Here is a 16,127-nt window from a genome sequence, read left to right as displayed (position 1 = left end):
GGCCCCCGGACAATCTGATAGCGAGTCGCATCATGCCCACGGCCGCCGCCTCCGCCCGCGAGATTCTCGTTCGTCTTCACGACGTAATGGCGTCGCGTACGCCCGCGCAGGCGAAGCTGAACCAGGTCGTCGGCATCATCGGGGAGGAAACGGACAGCGAAGTCTGTTCCGTCTATCTGCTTCGCGAGGGCGTGCTCGAACTTTTCGCCACCCGCGGCCTCGCGCAGGAGGCGGTGCACGTCACCAAGCTGGCGCTGGGCGAGGGGCTGGTCGGTACGATCGCCGAGCGCGGCGAGGTGCTGAACCTCGACGAGGCCGCCTCCCACCCCGACTTCCGCTACATGCCGGAAACCGGGGAGGAGCGCTTCCACAGCTTCGCCGGCGTGCCGATCATCCGCCGCGAACGCGTCGTCGGCGTGCTCGCGGTCCAGCATGCGGAACAGCGCCGCTACGCCGATGTGGAGATCGAGGCGTTGCTGACGGTCGCGATGGTGCTATCCGAACTGATCGCCAATGCTGGCCTGATCGACACCGCCGCCGTGACCGATCGTCCGCAATCGACCGCCGCCGTCCGCATTCCGGGGCAGAAGCTGGTCGAGGGCATGGCGTCGGGTGCCGCCGTCTTCCACCAGCCGCGCATCGTCGTCGAACATACCGTCGCCGAGGACACCGATGCGGAGCGGCACCGCGTCTACGCCGCGTTCGACAAGATGCGCGAACAGATCGACCGCATCGCGCGCGAGGCGGAGTTCGGCGTCGGCGGCGAGCATATTGAGGTCATCGAGACCTACAAGATGTTCGCCTATGACGAGGGCTGGGCGCGCCGCATCAACGAGGCGATCGACAGCGGCCTGACCGCGGAGGCCGCGATCGAGCGCGTGCAGCAGCGCACCCGCCAGCGCATGCGCCAGATCGACGATCCGTTGCTCGCCGATCGCATGCACGATCTGGAGGATCTCGCGAACCGCCTGCTGCGCATCGTGTCGGGGCAGATGGGCACCGCCGCGCAACTCGGCCTCCGCCAGGATACGATCCTGATCGCGCGCAATCTCGGCCCCGCGGAACTGCTGGAATATGATCGCCGCCGATTGAAGGGCGTGATCCTGGAAGAGGGATCGCTCACCGCGCATGTTACGATCGTCGCGCGGGCGATGGGCGTACCGGTACTCGGCCGCGTCCGCGACGTCCGCCGCCTGATCGCGGAGGGCGACCAGCTGCTGCTCGACGTGGCCGAGGCCAACGTCTTCGTCAGGCCGTCGGCGGCGATGGAGGAGGCGTTCGACGCCAAGCTGGCGCTGCGTCAAAAGCGGAAGGCCGCATTCGCCGCGCTGCGTGACGTGCCGCCGGAGACGAAGGACGGCCACCGCGTCACGCTGATGATCAACGCGGGCCTGCGCGACGATGTCGGCGCGCTCGACATCACCGGCGCGGACGGGATCGGCCTGTTCCGCACCGAATTCCAGTTCCTCGTCTCCGCGACATTGCCCCAGCGCGAACGTCAGCAACGTCTTTACCGGGAGGTGCTGGAAACCGCCGGCGACCGTCCCGTCGTGTTCCGCACGATCGATATCGGCGGCGACAAGGCTTTGCCCTACCTGAAGCTGGAGGGCGGCACGGAGGAAAATCCGGCGATGGGCTGGCGCGCGCTGCGCCTGTCGCTGGAGCGTGACGGCCTGATGAAGGTGCAGGCGCGCGCGCTGCTGGAGGCGGGGGCCGGCCGCACCCTCAACGTCATGTTTCCGATGGTGTCGGAGGCGTGGGAGTTCGACGAAGCGAAGGCATTGTTCGAGGCGCAGCGCGACTGGCTGTCGAGCCGCGGCAAGCGCGCGCCGAACGAAGTCCGCTACGGCGCGATGCTGGAGGTGCCGGCGCTGGCCGAGCAACTCGACCTGCTGTTGCCCGCGGTCGATTTCCTGTCGATCGGCACCAACGACCTGACGCAGTTCCTCTTCGCCGCCGATCGCGCCAATCCGAAGCTGGCGGAGCGGTACGACTGGCTGTCCTCGTCGATCCTGCGCTTCCTGCGTCGCGTCGCCGCCGCGGCGCGCGAGCAGGGCGTGCCGGTGGCGGTGTGCGGCGAGATGGGCGGCCGCCCCTTGGAGGCGCTGGCCCTGATCGGTATCGGTATCGATCGGTTGTCGATCACACCCGCCGCGGTCGGCCCGGTCAAGGCGATGATCCGGTCGCTGGATCGGGCGGCGGTTACGGCGGCGCTCGACACGCTGCTCGAAAAGCCGCCGCGCGACATGCGCGGCGCGCTCGAAGGCTGGGCGGCGGCAAACGGAATCGAGTTGGCGTAAGGGCGTTTCCGAACGGGCGCGCGGCTTGACGGGGCTGTAACGCTCTGAAAGATGCAGGGGCGGGTGGGATGCCCGGGCGGAGTGAATGGATGAGTGACGTCGTGCCCGACCAGCCCGTACCGCCAGCGTCCGCCGAACGCGTCGGCGATCGCCTGCGCGCGGGGCGCGAGGCAGCCGGGCTGTCGATCGCCGAAGTGGGGCAGCGCACCCGCGTTCCGCTGCGCCATCTGGAGGCGATCGAGGCCACCGATTTTGCCGCGCTGCCGTCGCCCACCTATGCGGTCGGGTTCGCCCGCGCCTATGCCCGCACGTTGGGGATGGATGAGGTTGCGGTGGCCCACGACGTCCGGCTGGAACTGCGCAACGTCACCCGGGCGCCCGAATACGCACCCTATGAAACCGCCGATCCGGCACGCGTGCCGTCGCGCGGTGTCGCGATCGTCGGTCTGGGACTGGCGCTCGCTGTCATCATCCTCGTCGGGCTATGGTACGGTACCGACGTGCTCCGGCGCGAAGGCACCGGCACGATTGCCGCCACGCCCGCGACTTCGCCCGGCGCCGCGCCGACGCCGACCGCGGCCCCCGCACCGGCCGCACCGCGACAGGTGACGCTGGCGGCGGGCGACGATGAGGTGTGGCTGCGCGTCTACGATGCCGCCAACACGACCTTGTATCTCGGCATCTTGAAGCCGGGCGAGAAGTTCGATGTGCCGCCGACCGCGAATGGCCCGATGATCAACGTCGGCCGTCCCGACGAGCTTCAGGTCAGCGTCGACGGCCGTGCGATCCCGCCACTGGGTGACGGTCGCCGGCCGATCAAGGACGTGCCGGTCGACGCCGCCTCGATCGCCGCACGCCTGTCGGGCGCGCCGGCGGCACAGACGCCGACGCCCAGCGCCATTCCGGCCGCTACGTCCTCCACCAGTCCGGTGCGACCGACCGCAGCGCGACCGCGCCCGCGTCCGACACGCGTGCTGACGGAGACGCAGCGTGCCAACCTCAACTCGGCCGCGAACCCGCCAGCGTCCAGGCCGAATACCAGCGAGTAAACGCCAGTGACCCAGCGTACAGTGACCCAGCGTATTGTGACCCAGCGTAACATCCTGTTTCTGACTCTTATGCTCGTCGGCGCGCTTCCAGCGGTCGCCAGCGCGCAGTCCGGCCTCGACGGCCGTGTCGGACGCCTCGAAAGCGAGATGCGCGCGGTCCAGCGCAAGGTCTTCCCGAACGGCCAGTTGCTCCAGCCCGACGTGACCGCGCCGGTCGCTCCGACCGAAGTACCCGGCGCGCCCGCCTCCAGCGCCGTCGTCGACCTGACCGCGCGCGTGACCTCGCTCGAGCAGCAGCTTGCGACGCTGACCGGGCAGGTCGAACAGAATGGCTACCAGATTCGCACCCTGCGCGAGCAGTTCGAGGCCTACCGCCGCAGCACCGATGCGAAGCTGACTGCTCCGGTCGCCGCCGCTCCCGTCGATGGTAGCGAGCCGGCACCGATCGCGTCCAGCGCGCCGTCGCGCCCGCTCGGTGGCTCCAATACCGCGTCTGGCGCAACCCGCCCGGCAGCGGCAGGCCCGACCGTCACCGACGAACGCGCCGCGCGCCTTGCAGCGCTGGAACGCCCGTCGAGCGGCGACGCCGCGGAGGACGCCTATCTCTACGGCTACCGCCTCTGGCAGGCGAAGCTGTACCCGGAGGCGCAGGCGCAACTGAAGAAGACCGTCGCCGACTACCCCAAGTCAAAGCGGGCAAGCTACGCGCAGAACCTGCTCGGCCGCGCCTATCTGGACGACGGCAAGCCCAGCCTTGCCTCGATGGCGTTCTACGACAATTACAAGAAGATGCCGGATGGCGAGCGTGCGCCGGACAGCCTGCTGTACCTCGGTCAGGCACTGGTGAAGCTCAACAAGCCGGCCGACGCCTGCAAGGTCTATGACGAGCTGAGCGACGTCTATGCGGGCAAGCTCTCCGCCGCGATGCAGGCCGACATCACCCGTGGCCGCACCGCCGCCAAGTGCAAGTGAGGCGGGCGCGATCGATTCGGCCCTGATCGATCCGGGGCTGATCGATCGATTCCGCTCCGATACGACAGCGCTGCTCGATGCCCCGCTCGATTCCCCTAACCCGCTTGCACTGGCGGTATCCGGTGGTCCCGACAGCATGGCGATGCTGGCGCTCGCCGCCACGGCCTGTCCGGGCTGGGTGATCGCCGCGACGGTCGATCACCGCCTCCGCGCCGACTCCGCCGAGGAAGCCGCAATGGTCGCACGCTGGTGCGCCGCATCGGGCATCCCCCACCGGACGCTCGCGCTGGAACCGTTGCCCGCCGGCAACCTCCACGCCGAAGCACGCGCCGCACGCTACACCGCCTTAACCGACTGGGCTACAAGGGAGGGCGCGCAGTACCTCGCCACCGCGCATCACGCCGACGATCAGGCCGAAACCTTCCTGATGCGCGCCAATCGCGGCAGCGGACTGGCGGGCCTCGCCGGTATCCGTCCGCGCCGGCGCGACCGTGACCTGACGGTCATCCGTCCGCTCCTCGGCTGGCGTCGCGCGACCTTGCGGGCGATGGCGGAGGCGGCCGGAATCCCCTTCGTCGACGATCCCTCGAATGACGCCGACCGGTTCGACCGCACGCATCTGCGCCGCCACCTCGCCGCACACGACCTGCTCGATCCCGCCGCGCTCGCCCGCAGCGCCGGCTGGTGCGCCGAAGCCGACGCCGACCTGCGCGCGGTCCGCGACTGGCTCTGGGCCGCCCGCGCCCATCACGGGCAGAATGTCGCGATCGACGTCGCCGACCTGCCCCGCGCGCTTCGCCGCATGTTGGCCCGGATGGCGATCGAACAGGTCCGCACGGCCAACACGATTACTCGACCCGGTTTTTCCGAATCGACCCATGTCGAGGCGCTGCTCGATGCGCTGGAGGCGGGCAAATCGGCAACGCAGGCGGGTGTGATGGCCTCCGCGCGCGATACGACGTGGTATTTTCGCGAAGCACCGCCACGTCGATCACTCTGAGCGCTCTTGTTCCATTGCCATTAACCCATCCCGGCTTATCTTGAGGGTCGAAAGGTACAGCGCGACCCATGAACGACAACGACAAGCAGAACGGAACCGAGGGCGGCGGGCCTAACCCCTGGATGAAGAGCCTTCTCATCTGGGTGGCGATCCTGCTCGGCCTGGCGCTGTTCGTGACGATGATCGACGGTCGGACCACGACCTCGGGCACCGGCAACCAGATCGCCTACTCGGCTTTCCTCGACAAGGTCGACGAGGGCACGGTGCGCGACGTCAACATCAGCCGTGACATCATCACCGGCACGATGACGAGCGGTGAGAAGTTCCGCTCCTATCCGATCCAGGATGCGACGCTGGTCCCGACGCTGCGGAAAAAGGGCGTGACGATCACTGCCAAGCCGGAGGAAGGTCCCTCGGTCTGGATGGTCCTGCTGTACCAGTCGCTACCGTTCCTGCTGTTCCTCGGCATCGCGTTCTTCGTGTTGCGTCAGATGCAGAAGGGCGGCGGCGCCAATGGCGCGATGGGCTTCGGCAAGAGCCGCGCGAAGATGCTGACCGAAAAGCACGGCAAGGTGACGTTCGACGACGTCGCCGGCATCGACGAGGCCCGCTCGGAACTGACCGAGATCGTCGACTTTCTGAAGGACCCGACCAAGTTCGCGCGCCTCGGCGGCAAGATTCCGAAGGGCGCGCTGCTCGTTGGATCGCCCGGCACCGGCAAGACGCTGCTCGCCCGCGCCATCGCGGGTGAGGCGGGCGTGCCGTTCTTCACCATCTCGGGCTCCGACTTCGTCGAGATGTTCGTCGGCGTCGGCGCCAGCCGCGTCCGCGACATGTTCGAACAGGCCAAGAAGTCCGCGCCCTGCATCGTCTTCATCGACGAAATCGACGCGGTCGGTCGTCATCGCGGTGCCGGTCTCGGCAACGGCAATGACGAGCGCGAGCAGACGCTGAACCAATTGCTGGTCGAGATGGACGGTTTCGAGGCGAACGAGGGCATCATCATCGTCGCGGCGACCAACCGCCCCGACGTGCTCGATCCCGCGCTGCTGCGTCCGGGCCGCTTCGATCGTCAGGTCGTCGTGCCGCGGCCGGACATCGAGGGGCGCGTCAAGATCCTCGAAGTGCACATGAAGAAGGTGCCTCTCGCTCCCGACGTCGATGCGCGCACGATCGCGCGCGGCACGCCCGGATTCTCCGGCGCGGACCTCGCCAACCTCGTCAACGAGGCGGCGCTGACGGCGGCTCGCAAGGGCAAGCGCCTCGTCGCGATGGCCGAGTTCGAGGAAGCCAAGGACAAGGTCATGATGGGCGCCGAGCGCCGCAGCATGGTCATGACCGAGGACGAGAAGCGCATGACTGCCTATCACGAGGCGGGCCACGCGATCGTCTCGATCCACGAGCCGGCGTCCGATCCGATCCACAAGGCGACGATCATCCCGCGCGGTCGCGCGCTGGGCATGGTGATGCGCCTGCCGGAGCGGGACAGCTACTCGTACCACCGCGACAAGATGTACGCGAACCTCGCGGTGGCAATGGGCGGCCGTGTCGCAGAGGAAGTGATCTTCGGCTACGACAAGGTGTCGTCGGGCGCGTCGGGCGACATCCAGTATGCGACGGGTCTGGCCCGCGACATGGTCACCAAGTGGGGCATGTCGGACAAGGTCGGCCCGGTCGAATACGCCCAGCCGGAGGGCGAGAGCTTCCTCGGCTATTCGTCTTCGCAGCCGGTTCGGATGTCGAATGCCACCGCGCAATTGATCGACGACGAGATCAAGGCGATCGTCGAGGGTGGTCTGGCGCGCGCGCAGCATCTGCTGACCGAGCATGTCGACCAGCTTCACCTGCTGGCCGGTGCGCTGCTCGAATATGAGACGCTGTCGGGCGACGAGATCAAGAAGCTGATCGCGGGCGAACAGCTCGATCGCAGCGATCCGGGCTCGAAGACCCCGTCGGTTCCCGCTGCCGGCACCTCGATCCCCAAGACCCGCCGTCCCGCCGGCTTCGGCAATCCCACCCCTCTCGGCGCGTAGGCGTCGGGGGCCTTTGATCCGGACCTGAAGTGGAGGAACTGGTGCGCCAGCGCCTCCACTTCCTCCACTTCGCCGGCTGGCGCTCCACCGCGCACCCCGCTATCCGGCGCGCATGACCAAGCCCGGCCTGCTTCCGGAGGGGTTTCACGACCGCCTTCCACCCTTCGCCGATGTCGCCGCCGCCGTGGAGGCGCGATTGTTGGAGGCGGCACGGCTCTACGGTTACGAGCGCGTCGACCCGCCGCTTGCGGAATATGCGGAGGAACTCGCCGCGCGATTGAAGGCCGGTGGCCTCGCCAACGCCGTTCGCTTCGTCGATCCGGTCGGGCAGGCGACGCTCGCGATCCGCCCCGACCTGACCGCACAGGTCGCCCGTATCGCCGCGACCCGCATGGGCCACCACCCACGCCCCGTCCGCCTGTCGTATGCCGGCTCCGTTCTGAAACTACGCGCGACGCAGCTCGCCCCGGCGCGTGAACGCCGCCAGCTCGGCGTCGAACTCATCGGCCTCGATTCGATCGCCGCCGCGCGCGAAGTCGTCGCAGTCGCCGCCGATGCGCTCGCCGCCGCGGGCATCTCCGACCCGTCGGTCGATTTCACACTCCCCGATCTGGTGGATACGCTCGCCGCGGGGGCGCTGCCCGTGCCGGCCGGGCAGATCGACGCGTTGCGCGACCGGCTCGACGCCAAGGACGCCGGCGGCGTCGCCGCGATCGCGCCGGCCTATCTGCCGCTGATCGAAGCGGCGGGCGCCTTTGCCCCTGCGCTGGAGCGGCTGCGAACGTTCGATACGACAGGCGTGCTCGCCAGCCGGCTCGAGGGGCTGCGGCAGATCGCCGACTCGCTTGGCGACCGCGTTGCGATGACGCTCGATCCGACGGAGCGGCACGGCTTCGAATACCAGTCGTGGCTCGGCTTTTCGCTATTCGCCGCCGGCGCCGCGCGCGAACTCGGCCGGGGCGGTACCTATGTCGTGGTCCACCCGAACGGCAACGAGGAACCCGCTACAGGCTTCACCCTTTACGCCGACGCACTGCTGGCGGGCGATGCCACCGTGGAGCGCCGCCGCCTGTTCCTGCCGCATGGCACGCCCGATGCGGAGGGTACATCGCTCCGCGCCCAGGGATGGGTCACGGTCGCCGCGCTCGATCCGGCGGATACGCCGCAGGCACAACTCGCCACGCATTGCTGGGTGGCAGGACAGGCGCAGGCCCTGTAGAGGGCACGCGCATCCGGGGAGAAACGCATTGGCGAACGTAGCGGTCATCGGCGCGCAGTGGGGCGACGAGGGCAAGGGCAAGATCGTGGACTGGCTCGCCGAGCGGGCCGACATGGTCGTTCGGTTTCAGGGCGGGCACAATGCCGGCCACACGCTGGTGGTGGGCGACGCAGTGTACAAGCTGTCGCTGCTACCGTCCGGCATCGTGCGCGGTACGCCGTCGGTCATCGGCAACGGCGTCGTCCTCGACCCATGGGCGCTGAAGGCGGAGATCGAGCGGCTGGGCGAGCAGGGCGTCGTCGCGACGCCGGATACGCTGCGCATCGCCGACAATTGCGCGCTGATCCTGCCCTTCCACCGCGACCTCGACGGCCTGCGCGAAGATGCGAGCGGCGCGGGCAAGATCGGCACCACCCGCCGCGGCATCGGCCCGGCTTACGAGGACAAGGTCGGTCGCCGCGCGATTCGGGTCTGTGATCTGGCCCATCTCGACAAGCTGGATGCGCAGTTGGACCGCCTCTGTGCGCATCATGACGCGCTGCGGGCCGGCTTCGGCGTCGATCCGATCGACCGCGAGCGGCTGGTCGGCGACCTGCGCGAGATCGCGGATTTCGTCCTGTCGTTCGCCAAGCCGGTCTGGCGCGACCTGAACATCGCCCGCGCCGCCGGCAAGCGCATCCTGTTCGAAGGTGCTCAGGGCGTGCTGCTCGATGTCGACCACGGCACCTATCCGTTTGTCACATCGTCCAACACCATCGCCGGCACCGCAGCGGGTGGCTCCGGACTCGGTCCGGCGGCGGTCGGCTTCGTGTTGGGAATCGCCAAGGCCTACACGACGCGCGTCGGATCCGGCCCGTTTCCGACCGAACTCGACGATCCCACCGGCGAGCAGCTCGGTATTCGAGGCCACGAGTTCGGCACCGTCACCGGGCGCAAGCGGCGCTGCGGCTGGTTCGACGCGGTGCTCGTGCGCCAGTCGGCGGCGGTCGGCGGCATCACCGGCATCGCCCTGACCAAGATCGACGTGCTCGACGGGTTCGACGAGGTGAAGATCTGCACCGGCTATCGCCTGCGCGGTGAGACGCTGGACTATTTCCCCGCTCATGCCGCCGATCAGGCCGCGGTCGAGCCGGTCTACGAGACGATGGAGGGATGGCAGGAGTCGACCGCGGGTGCGCGCAGTTGGGCGGACCTGCCGGCGCAGGCGATCAAATACATCCGCCGCGTCGAGGAACTGATCCGCTGCCCGGTCGCGCTTGTCTCGACCAGCCCGGAGCGTGCGGACACCATCCTCGTCCGCGACCCCTTCGCCGACTGACAAACGAAAGGGCCGGGCGATCGCTCGCCCGGCCCTTCGTCGGCATCGTTGAAGACGCTTATTGCGGCGGGGTGGTGCCCATGGTGCCGCCGGTCGTCGTACCGGTGGTTCCGCCCATCGTGGAGCCGGTGGTACCGCCAATCGTCGTGCCGGTCGAACCCGGTGCCGTCGTGCTGTCGACCCCAGTCGTGCCCGCGCCGCCGTAAGTGCCCGGCGCGCTGGTCGTCGGATCGACGGTCGTCGCACCGCCGGTCGTACCACCCGTCGCTGAACCGCGACGTGCACGGTTCGGCGACCGCGTGGTGGTCGAACGCGTCGTTGTCGACTGCGTGTCGGGCGTGGTCGTCGTGGTGCCGGTCTGGCCACCGGTCTGGCCCATCGTGCTACCGGTTGTGCCACCCATCGTGGAGCCGGTCGTACCGCCCATCGTGCCCGACGTGCCGCCCATCGTGCTGCCTGCGGTACCGCCCGCAGTGCCACCGGTCGTCTGCGCGGCGGCGAGCGCGGGGAGGGCGAGAGCGGCAGCCGCCAAAGGAAGGATCATACGCATCGTCATTCTCCTAAAAGTACCCGTCAAACGAAGCCCGATAGGAGTGCGTTCCATTTCAATTGTTTAGTAGGTTAACGTTGCGCCAGTTTGACCGCGATGAAGCAACGCTTGGTCGGCGAGCACGAGGGCGACCATCGACTCCACCACCGGGACTCCGCGAATACCCACACATGGATCATGTCGACCTTTCGTGGCGATCTCGGCAGCTTCGCCCAGCGCGTTGATCGTCGGCACTGGCGTCAGGATCGAACTGGTGGGTTTGAACGCAACGCGCAGCCGGATCGGCTGGCCGGTCGCGATCCCGCCGGCGATCCCGCCAGCGTGATTGGCCAGGAACGCCGGTCCGTTCTCCCCCGGTCGCATCGGATCGGCGTTCTGCTCGCCCGACAGCGCCGCGGCGGCGAACCCGTCGCCGATTTCCACGCCCTTGACCGCGTTGATGCCCATGCACGCCGCCGCCAGTTCACTGTCCAGCTTGGCATAGAGCGGCGCGCCCCAGCCGGCCGGAACACCGGTCGCCTCGCACGCCACGACCGCGCCCAGCGACGATCCCGCCTTGCGCGCGCGGTCGACCAGTTGCTCCCAACGCGCCGCAGCGGTGCGATCCGGGCAGAAGAAGGGGTTTTCGTCGATCGCGCTGTCGTCGAACGCCGCGAAATCGATCGGGTCGCCGCCAATCGCCTCGACCCAGGCGCGAATGCGGACGCCGGGGATCACCGCCCGCGCCACCGCCCCTGCCGCGACCCGGCTCGCCGTTTCGCGCGCCGACGATCGCCCGCCGCCGCGATAATCGCGGAAGCCGTATTTGGCGTCATAGGCATAATCGGCATGTCCCGGCCGATACGCCTTCGCGACCTCCGAATAATCCTTCGAGCGCTGGTCGACATTCTCGATCATCAGGCTGATCGGCGTGCCGGTCGTCCGCCCGTCGAACACGCCAGACAGGATGCGGACCAGATCGGGCTCCCGCCGCTGCGTCGTGAAGCGCGAGGTGCCCGGCCGCCTGCGATCCAGCCACGGCTGGATATCCGCCTCGCTGAGCGCGATGCCCGGCGGGCACCCGTCCACGACCGCCCCGATCGCCGGCCCGTGACTCTCACCCCATGTCGTGAACCGCAGCAGGCGGCCGAAGCTGTTGACGCTCATGCCGCGCTACGAGCCGTCCGCCTCATGTCACCACAACCGGCGAGTAGGGCTTGCACAAAGATGTCTTCGTCTAGTTCGACGCCGACCGCGCGTTTCAAGGGGGTCATTCCATGCATCCACGATCTCTGGCCGGCAAAGGCTCACCTGTTCGACAATCCATCGCAAGGTGCGGGCGTCCAGTCCACGATTATCGGCGATCGCCACGTCCGGGTAAGCGACGTGGGTCGGTGCCCGCGGTTCGACCCCACTGGAATAGACGTGGAAGCGGTTGCCGGGCGAGAAAACCGACCGGCACCCGCGCTCAGGCCAGCGCGATGTCGGGTGCGTCCTCCGCCTTCATGCCGATGACGTTGTAGCCGGCGTCGACGTGATGCACCTCGCCCGTCACGCCGCTCGCCAGGTCGGAGAGCAGGTACAGGCCCGCGCCGCCGACATCCTCGATCGTGACATTGCGCTTCAGCGGCGAGTTCAGCTCGTTCCACTTCATGATGAGGCGGAAATCGCCGATGCCGCTCGCCGCCAGCGTCTTGATCGGGCCGGCGCTGATCGCGTTCACGCGGATGTTGTCGCGGCCCAGATCGACCGACAGATACTGCACGCTCGTCTCCAGCGCGGCCTTCGCCACGCCCATGACGTTGTAGTGCGGGATCACCTTTTCCGCGCCGTAATAGCTGAGCGTAAGCAGCGCGCCGCCGTCCGGCATCATCTTCGCCGCCCGCTGCGCCACCGCCACGAACGAATAGACGCTGATGTTCATCGTCATCAGGAAATTGTCGAGGCTGGTGTCGACATAGAGCCCGCGCAGCTCGTTCTTGTCCGAGAAACCGATCGCGTGTACGACGAAATCGATCGTCGGCCAGTCCTTCGCCAAGTCGGCGAATGCCGCATCCAGCGCGCCCATATCGGACACGTCGCACTCGATCAGCCGCGCGGTGCCAAGCTGCTCGGCCAGCGGACGCACCCGCTTCTCCAGCGCCTCGCCCTGATAGGAGAACGCCAGTTCCGCCCCCGCCTCGGCCAGCTTTTGCGAGATCCCCCACGCGAGCGATTTGTCGTTGGCGAGGCCCATGACGAGCCCACGCTTGCCAGCCATCAATCCGTTCACGCCGATCCCTTTTGTCACATCAAGCCTTTACGCTATCGCCGCTCCCGCCGGCGCCGCCTCGCCCTTCTGTAGCGAAGATTCGGGCGGTTCCGCCAGTGCCGCGTTCAGATGCGCCCCGAACACAAGCCCAAGGCCGATCAAATAGAAGAACAGCAGCATCACCACGACGCCCGCCAGACTACCATACGTCATGTCGTACCCGCCCAGTTGCGCGAGCACGACCGGCAACAGCGCGGTCATGCTGACCCACCAGACCGTCGTGAAGGCAGCGCCCGGCCATTTACGGCAGTTGGTGTAGCGGTACTTCGACGGCGTGACCGAATAGAACAGCATGTACAGCGCGCCGAACATGATGAGGCCGGGAATGAAGCGGGACAGGCCGATCACCCCCACCCAATCCTGCGCGAACGGCAGCAACCGGTACACGAACTGCTCCGCCGCGGTCAGGATACCCTGCGCCAGGAACGCGAACAGCGCGACGATCACCGACAGGATGATGACACCCGACGACGACAACCGCGATTTCCAAAACGGCGCGGTCGCCTTGATCCCGTAAGCGCGGTGGAAGATGTCGCGGATCGTCTCGACGAAGCCGCCTACCGTCCACAGCCCGACAAGGCCGCCCAGCCACAGCAGGTTGCCGGTGCGCGACGCCAGCACGTCGGCGATCGGCTTTTGCAGAATCGTGGACACATCGGGCGGCAGGACGTGGAGGAATCCCTCGACCGTCCGCACCGTCTCTTCGCTCTGTCCCAGCAGCGACAGGATCGCGGCGGCGACGATGAAGAACGGGAACAGCGTCATCAGCGCCAGATAAGCAAGGTTGCCCGCGTGCGTGAAACCGTCGTTGAACACGCCGATCGCCGCGCGCTTGAACACCTCGAACGCGTAGCTGCCGGGGCGGACCTTCGCCAGTTGCTTGTCGAAACGGGCGCGGGCGCGGCCGTGTTGGTGAGCCCGTGCTTCCGGGGTCAGTTCGCCGATATCATCCACAAGGGCTTCAGACGCCCATCGCCGCCCGCGGGTTCCCCGCATCGCGCCCGGACCAGCCCTCAACGAAGGTCTTCAGCGCCGCATCGTCGGGCACGTCGACCATCAGCGTGACGAGCTGATCGCCGCGGCCGCCGCCTTTCTTATGGAATCCCTTGCCCTTGAGCCGGAGTACCTTGCCGGACGAGGTGCCGGCAGGAATCGTCAGCATGACGGGGCGTTCCACGGTGGGTGCCTTGATCTGTCCGCCCAGCACCGCCTCCGCCAGCGAGATCGGCAGGTCGACGCGGACATCGTCGCCGTCGCGCACGAAGAAGCGGTGCGGCTGAACCTCGATCGTCACCAGCGCGTCGCCCGCACCCGCTGGCCCAGGCTGGCCCTTGCCGCTCAGCCGCATCTGCGTGCCCGTCTCGACACCTGCCGGCAGCTTCAGGTCGATCGCCTTGCCGTCGCCCAGCGTCACGCGCTGCGGCGCGAGGGTCGCAGCGTCGGTGAACGGCACCTGCAGCTTATACTGCACGTCCGCGCCCTTGGTCGCGCCGCGCCGGCCGAAGCCGCTCGCAAATCCGCCGCCGCCCGGTGCCGCGCCGCCGCCGAAGCCGCCGCGCGATCCGCCGCCGAACAGCCCCTCGAAAATATCGCTCATGTCGGGCGCGTCGGCACCACCGCCGCCGAACTCGAATCCCTGGCTGCGGAACCCGCCGCCGCCCGCGCCGGGATGCGGGGCGCGACCACCACCACCGCCGCCGAAGCCGAACGGCGCGGCGGGGTTGCCGTCGCCGTCGATCTCCCCGCGATCGAAGCGCGCCCGCTTGTCCTTGTCGTTCAGCAGGTCGTACGCGTTCGTCACCTGGCTGAAGCGTTCGGACGCCTTGGGATTGTCCTTGTTACGGTCTGGGTGCAGCTCCTTGGCGAGCTTGCGGTAGGCTTTCTTGATATCGGCCTCGGTCGCAGTGCGTGCCACGCCGAGAATCTGGTACGGATCGGCCATCGAATTCCCTGTAATCCGGGTCGGTGTATTATCCGCCTATGTGGGCGCTTCGCCGCAAGAGCGCAACGCGCGAGCCGTGCGGCGCGTTATGCCGGGCGAAGGAGACGATCCCATGTCCGATCAACCGATGCAGGCGAATGGCGGCGACGGCCGCAAGGGCGCGCCCGACGGCGTGTCCGATGCCCCCGCGAAGGATGCCGGCGGCGAGAGCAACGGCGGCGCCTATCCCAACCCGCAGACCGGCAAGAAACCCGAAGGCGGCGGCTTCTTTGGTCACGGCGGCCAGACCGACAACGCCTATTCCGGCCCCGCGGACAAGGACGATCCCGACGCCGGCGATCCCAACGCCGTGACGAAATGAGTAGTCAGGCCGGGCTCGTCCCGGCCTGACCCGGTCAGCGCCGCATCGCTCGCCGCGCAACCGACCACCCGATATCCGTCCCGATCACCATCAACGGCAGCACCAGCGCCCAGTCGGGCAGGTTGCGCCCGGTGATCGTCGCGAACAGCCAGTAACTCGCCCCGAACACCACTGCGACGATGAGCGCCACCAGCGCGACCCGCTTCACGAACCTTCCAGCGGCGCGACGTCGACGCTGACGTCCATATCCTGCGCGCCCGATCCCAGCACGACCCCGTCGACCGGCGCGATCTCCGCATAGTCGCGCCCGACCGCGGTGACGATATGGTCCGCCGCCATCCAGATGCCGTTGGTCGGGTCCATCCCCACCCAGCCGCGAACCGGCCCGCACCACAGCAGCACCCACGCATGCGTCGCGTCGGCACCCACCAGGCGCGCCTGTCCGGGGGGTGGGATGGTACGGATATAGCCCGACGCATAGGCCGCCGGCAGACCGGCGGCGCGCAGCCCCGCGATCATGATCTGGGCGAAATCCTGACACACACCGCGCCGTTGCCGGAACGCATCGATCGGGGCTGTGTCGACGAACGTCGCATCCGCATCGAACGCGAAATCGCGCTGGATGCGCCGTGCCAGCGCCATGCCCGCGTCCAGCGATCCCCGCGCCGGATCGAGGTCGGCCGCGCACCACGCGCCGATCTCCGGGTCCAGCGGGATCAGCGGCGAGGGATAGATATACGCCGCCGGTCCCGCCGCCGACAGGTCGCGGCTGGTCCGCGCCAGTTGCGCGATCTCGCCCAGCGTCGGATCGTCGACGGCCGGGATCGGGACCAACCGATCCACCGTCACCCGCGCGACGCTCTCGATCGTCAGCGTGCGGACGGGGCTGTCCACCACCAGCCGCGTGACATTGGCGAGACCGGCCTCCGCCCGCGCCGGGCTCGTCCGCCCGACCGGCGATACCGTCAGCCGGTAATCGTCCAGCGTCTGCCCCGGCCAGTCGATCGGCTTCAATCGCAGATTGCAGCGCGCGAACTTGACCTGATTGCCATAGTCGAACGTCGTGACGTGCCGGATGTCGTAGATCACGCCG

At 68.1% G+C, this 16,127-nt stretch carries 15 protein-coding genes; 8 read left to right on the top strand and 7 right to left on the bottom strand.

The window, feature by feature from the left end:
* Positions 1–32 precede the first annotated feature (32 nt).
* From ptsP to AC0CH8_RS01285, 7 genes are all read left to right on the top strand, one after another.
* Complete coding sequence (gene ptsP / locus AC0CH8_RS01315; RefSeq protein WP_465238351.1) at positions 33–2,300, top strand: phosphoenolpyruvate--protein phosphotransferase; 2,268 nt, start codon at positions 33–35, stop codon at positions 2,298–2,300.
* 89 nt (positions 2,301–2,389) lie between these two features.
* The gene (locus AC0CH8_RS01310; RefSeq protein ID WP_465238350.1) at positions 2,390–3,349 is read left to right on the top strand and encodes a helix-turn-helix domain-containing protein; all 960 of its coding nucleotides are present in this window, start codon (positions 2,390–2,392) and stop codon (positions 3,347–3,349) included.
* Between the two features lie 69 nt (positions 3,350–3,418).
* Positions 3,419–4,321, top strand: coding sequence for a hypothetical protein (locus AC0CH8_RS01305; protein WP_465238718.1), 903 nt, complete (start codon positions 3,419–3,421; stop codon positions 4,319–4,321).
* The gene (gene tilS, locus AC0CH8_RS01300) at positions 4,293–5,321 is read left to right on the top strand and encodes a tRNA lysidine(34) synthetase TilS (RefSeq protein WP_465238349.1); all 1,029 of its coding nucleotides are present in this window, start codon (positions 4,293–4,295) and stop codon (positions 5,319–5,321) included. The genes AC0CH8_RS01305 and tilS overlap by 29 nt, the downstream gene beginning before the upstream one ends.
* A gap of 68 nt (positions 5,322–5,389) precedes the next feature.
* The gene (gene ftsH / locus AC0CH8_RS01295) at positions 5,390–7,354 is read left to right on the top strand and encodes an ATP-dependent zinc metalloprotease FtsH (protein WP_465238348.1); all 1,965 of its coding nucleotides are present in this window, start codon (positions 5,390–5,392) and stop codon (positions 7,352–7,354) included.
* 112 nt (positions 7,355–7,466) lie between these two features.
* Positions 7,467–8,573: an ATP phosphoribosyltransferase regulatory subunit gene (locus AC0CH8_RS01290; protein ID WP_465238347.1), complete on the top strand. Its 1,107-nt coding sequence runs from the start codon at positions 7,467–7,469 to the stop codon at positions 8,571–8,573.
* Positions 8,574–8,601: 28 nt separating this feature from the next.
* Positions 8,602–9,891: an adenylosuccinate synthase gene (locus AC0CH8_RS01285; protein WP_465238346.1), complete on the top strand. Its 1,290-nt coding sequence runs from the start codon at positions 8,602–8,604 to the stop codon at positions 9,889–9,891.
* A 58-nt stretch (positions 9,892–9,949) separates the two neighbouring features.
* On the opposite strand, the gene AC0CH8_RS01280 is transcribed toward AC0CH8_RS01285, so the two are convergent.
* The 5 genes from AC0CH8_RS01280 to AC0CH8_RS01260 form a co-directional block, all read right to left on the bottom strand.
* Entirely contained in the window at positions 9,950–10,441 is a 492-nt protein-coding gene (locus tag AC0CH8_RS01280; protein WP_465238345.1) for a hypothetical protein, read from the bottom strand.
* 63 nt (positions 10,442–10,504) lie between these two features.
* The gene (gene aroC, locus AC0CH8_RS01275) at positions 10,505–11,587 is read right to left on the bottom strand and encodes a chorismate synthase (protein ID WP_465238344.1); all 1,083 of its coding nucleotides are present in this window, start codon (positions 11,585–11,587) and stop codon (positions 10,505–10,507) included.
* Positions 11,588–11,888: 301 nt separating this feature from the next.
* Positions 11,889–12,692: an enoyl-ACP reductase FabI gene (fabI, locus tag AC0CH8_RS01270; RefSeq protein WP_465238717.1), complete on the bottom strand. Its 804-nt coding sequence runs from the start codon at positions 12,690–12,692 to the stop codon at positions 11,889–11,891.
* A gap of 27 nt (positions 12,693–12,719) precedes the next feature.
* Entirely contained in the window at positions 12,720–13,685 is a 966-nt protein-coding gene (locus tag AC0CH8_RS01265; protein ID WP_204199402.1) for a YihY/virulence factor BrkB family protein, read from the bottom strand.
* A 7-nt stretch (positions 13,686–13,692) separates the two neighbouring features.
* Positions 13,693–14,673 carry a DnaJ C-terminal domain-containing protein gene (locus AC0CH8_RS01260; RefSeq protein ID WP_465238343.1) on the bottom strand — a complete coding sequence of 327 codons (981 nt, stop codon included), beginning with the start codon at positions 14,671–14,673 and terminating at the stop codon, positions 13,693–13,695.
* Positions 14,674–14,785: 112 nt separating this feature from the next.
* On the opposite strand from AC0CH8_RS01260, the gene AC0CH8_RS01255 reads away from it, so the two are divergent.
* On the top strand, positions 14,786–15,034 hold the full coding sequence (locus AC0CH8_RS01255) for a hypothetical protein (RefSeq protein ID WP_465238342.1): 249 nt from the start codon (positions 14,786–14,788) through the stop codon (positions 15,032–15,034).
* Positions 15,035–15,068: 34 nt separating this feature from the next.
* Here the strand turns inward: AC0CH8_RS01255 and AC0CH8_RS01250 are convergent, their stop codons facing one another.
* Together AC0CH8_RS01250 and AC0CH8_RS01245 are read right to left on the bottom strand one after the other, a co-directional pair.
* Positions 15,069–15,242 carry a hypothetical protein gene (locus AC0CH8_RS01250; protein WP_465238341.1) on the bottom strand — a complete coding sequence of 58 codons (174 nt, stop codon included), beginning with the start codon at positions 15,240–15,242 and terminating at the stop codon, positions 15,069–15,071.
* Positions 15,239–16,123 (bottom strand): transglutaminase family protein, encoded by an 885-nt coding sequence (locus AC0CH8_RS01245; protein ID WP_465238340.1) that lies wholly within the window; start codon positions 16,121–16,123, stop codon positions 15,239–15,241. Before AC0CH8_RS01245 ends, AC0CH8_RS01250 begins: the two co-directional genes overlap by 4 nt.
* Positions 16,124–16,127: the final 4 nt, after the last annotated feature.

The organism is Sphingomonas sp. AC435 (assembly GCF_979253005.1).
Note: the sequence above shows the minus strand (reverse complement) of the source record. Positions and strands in the feature narration are given on the sequence as shown.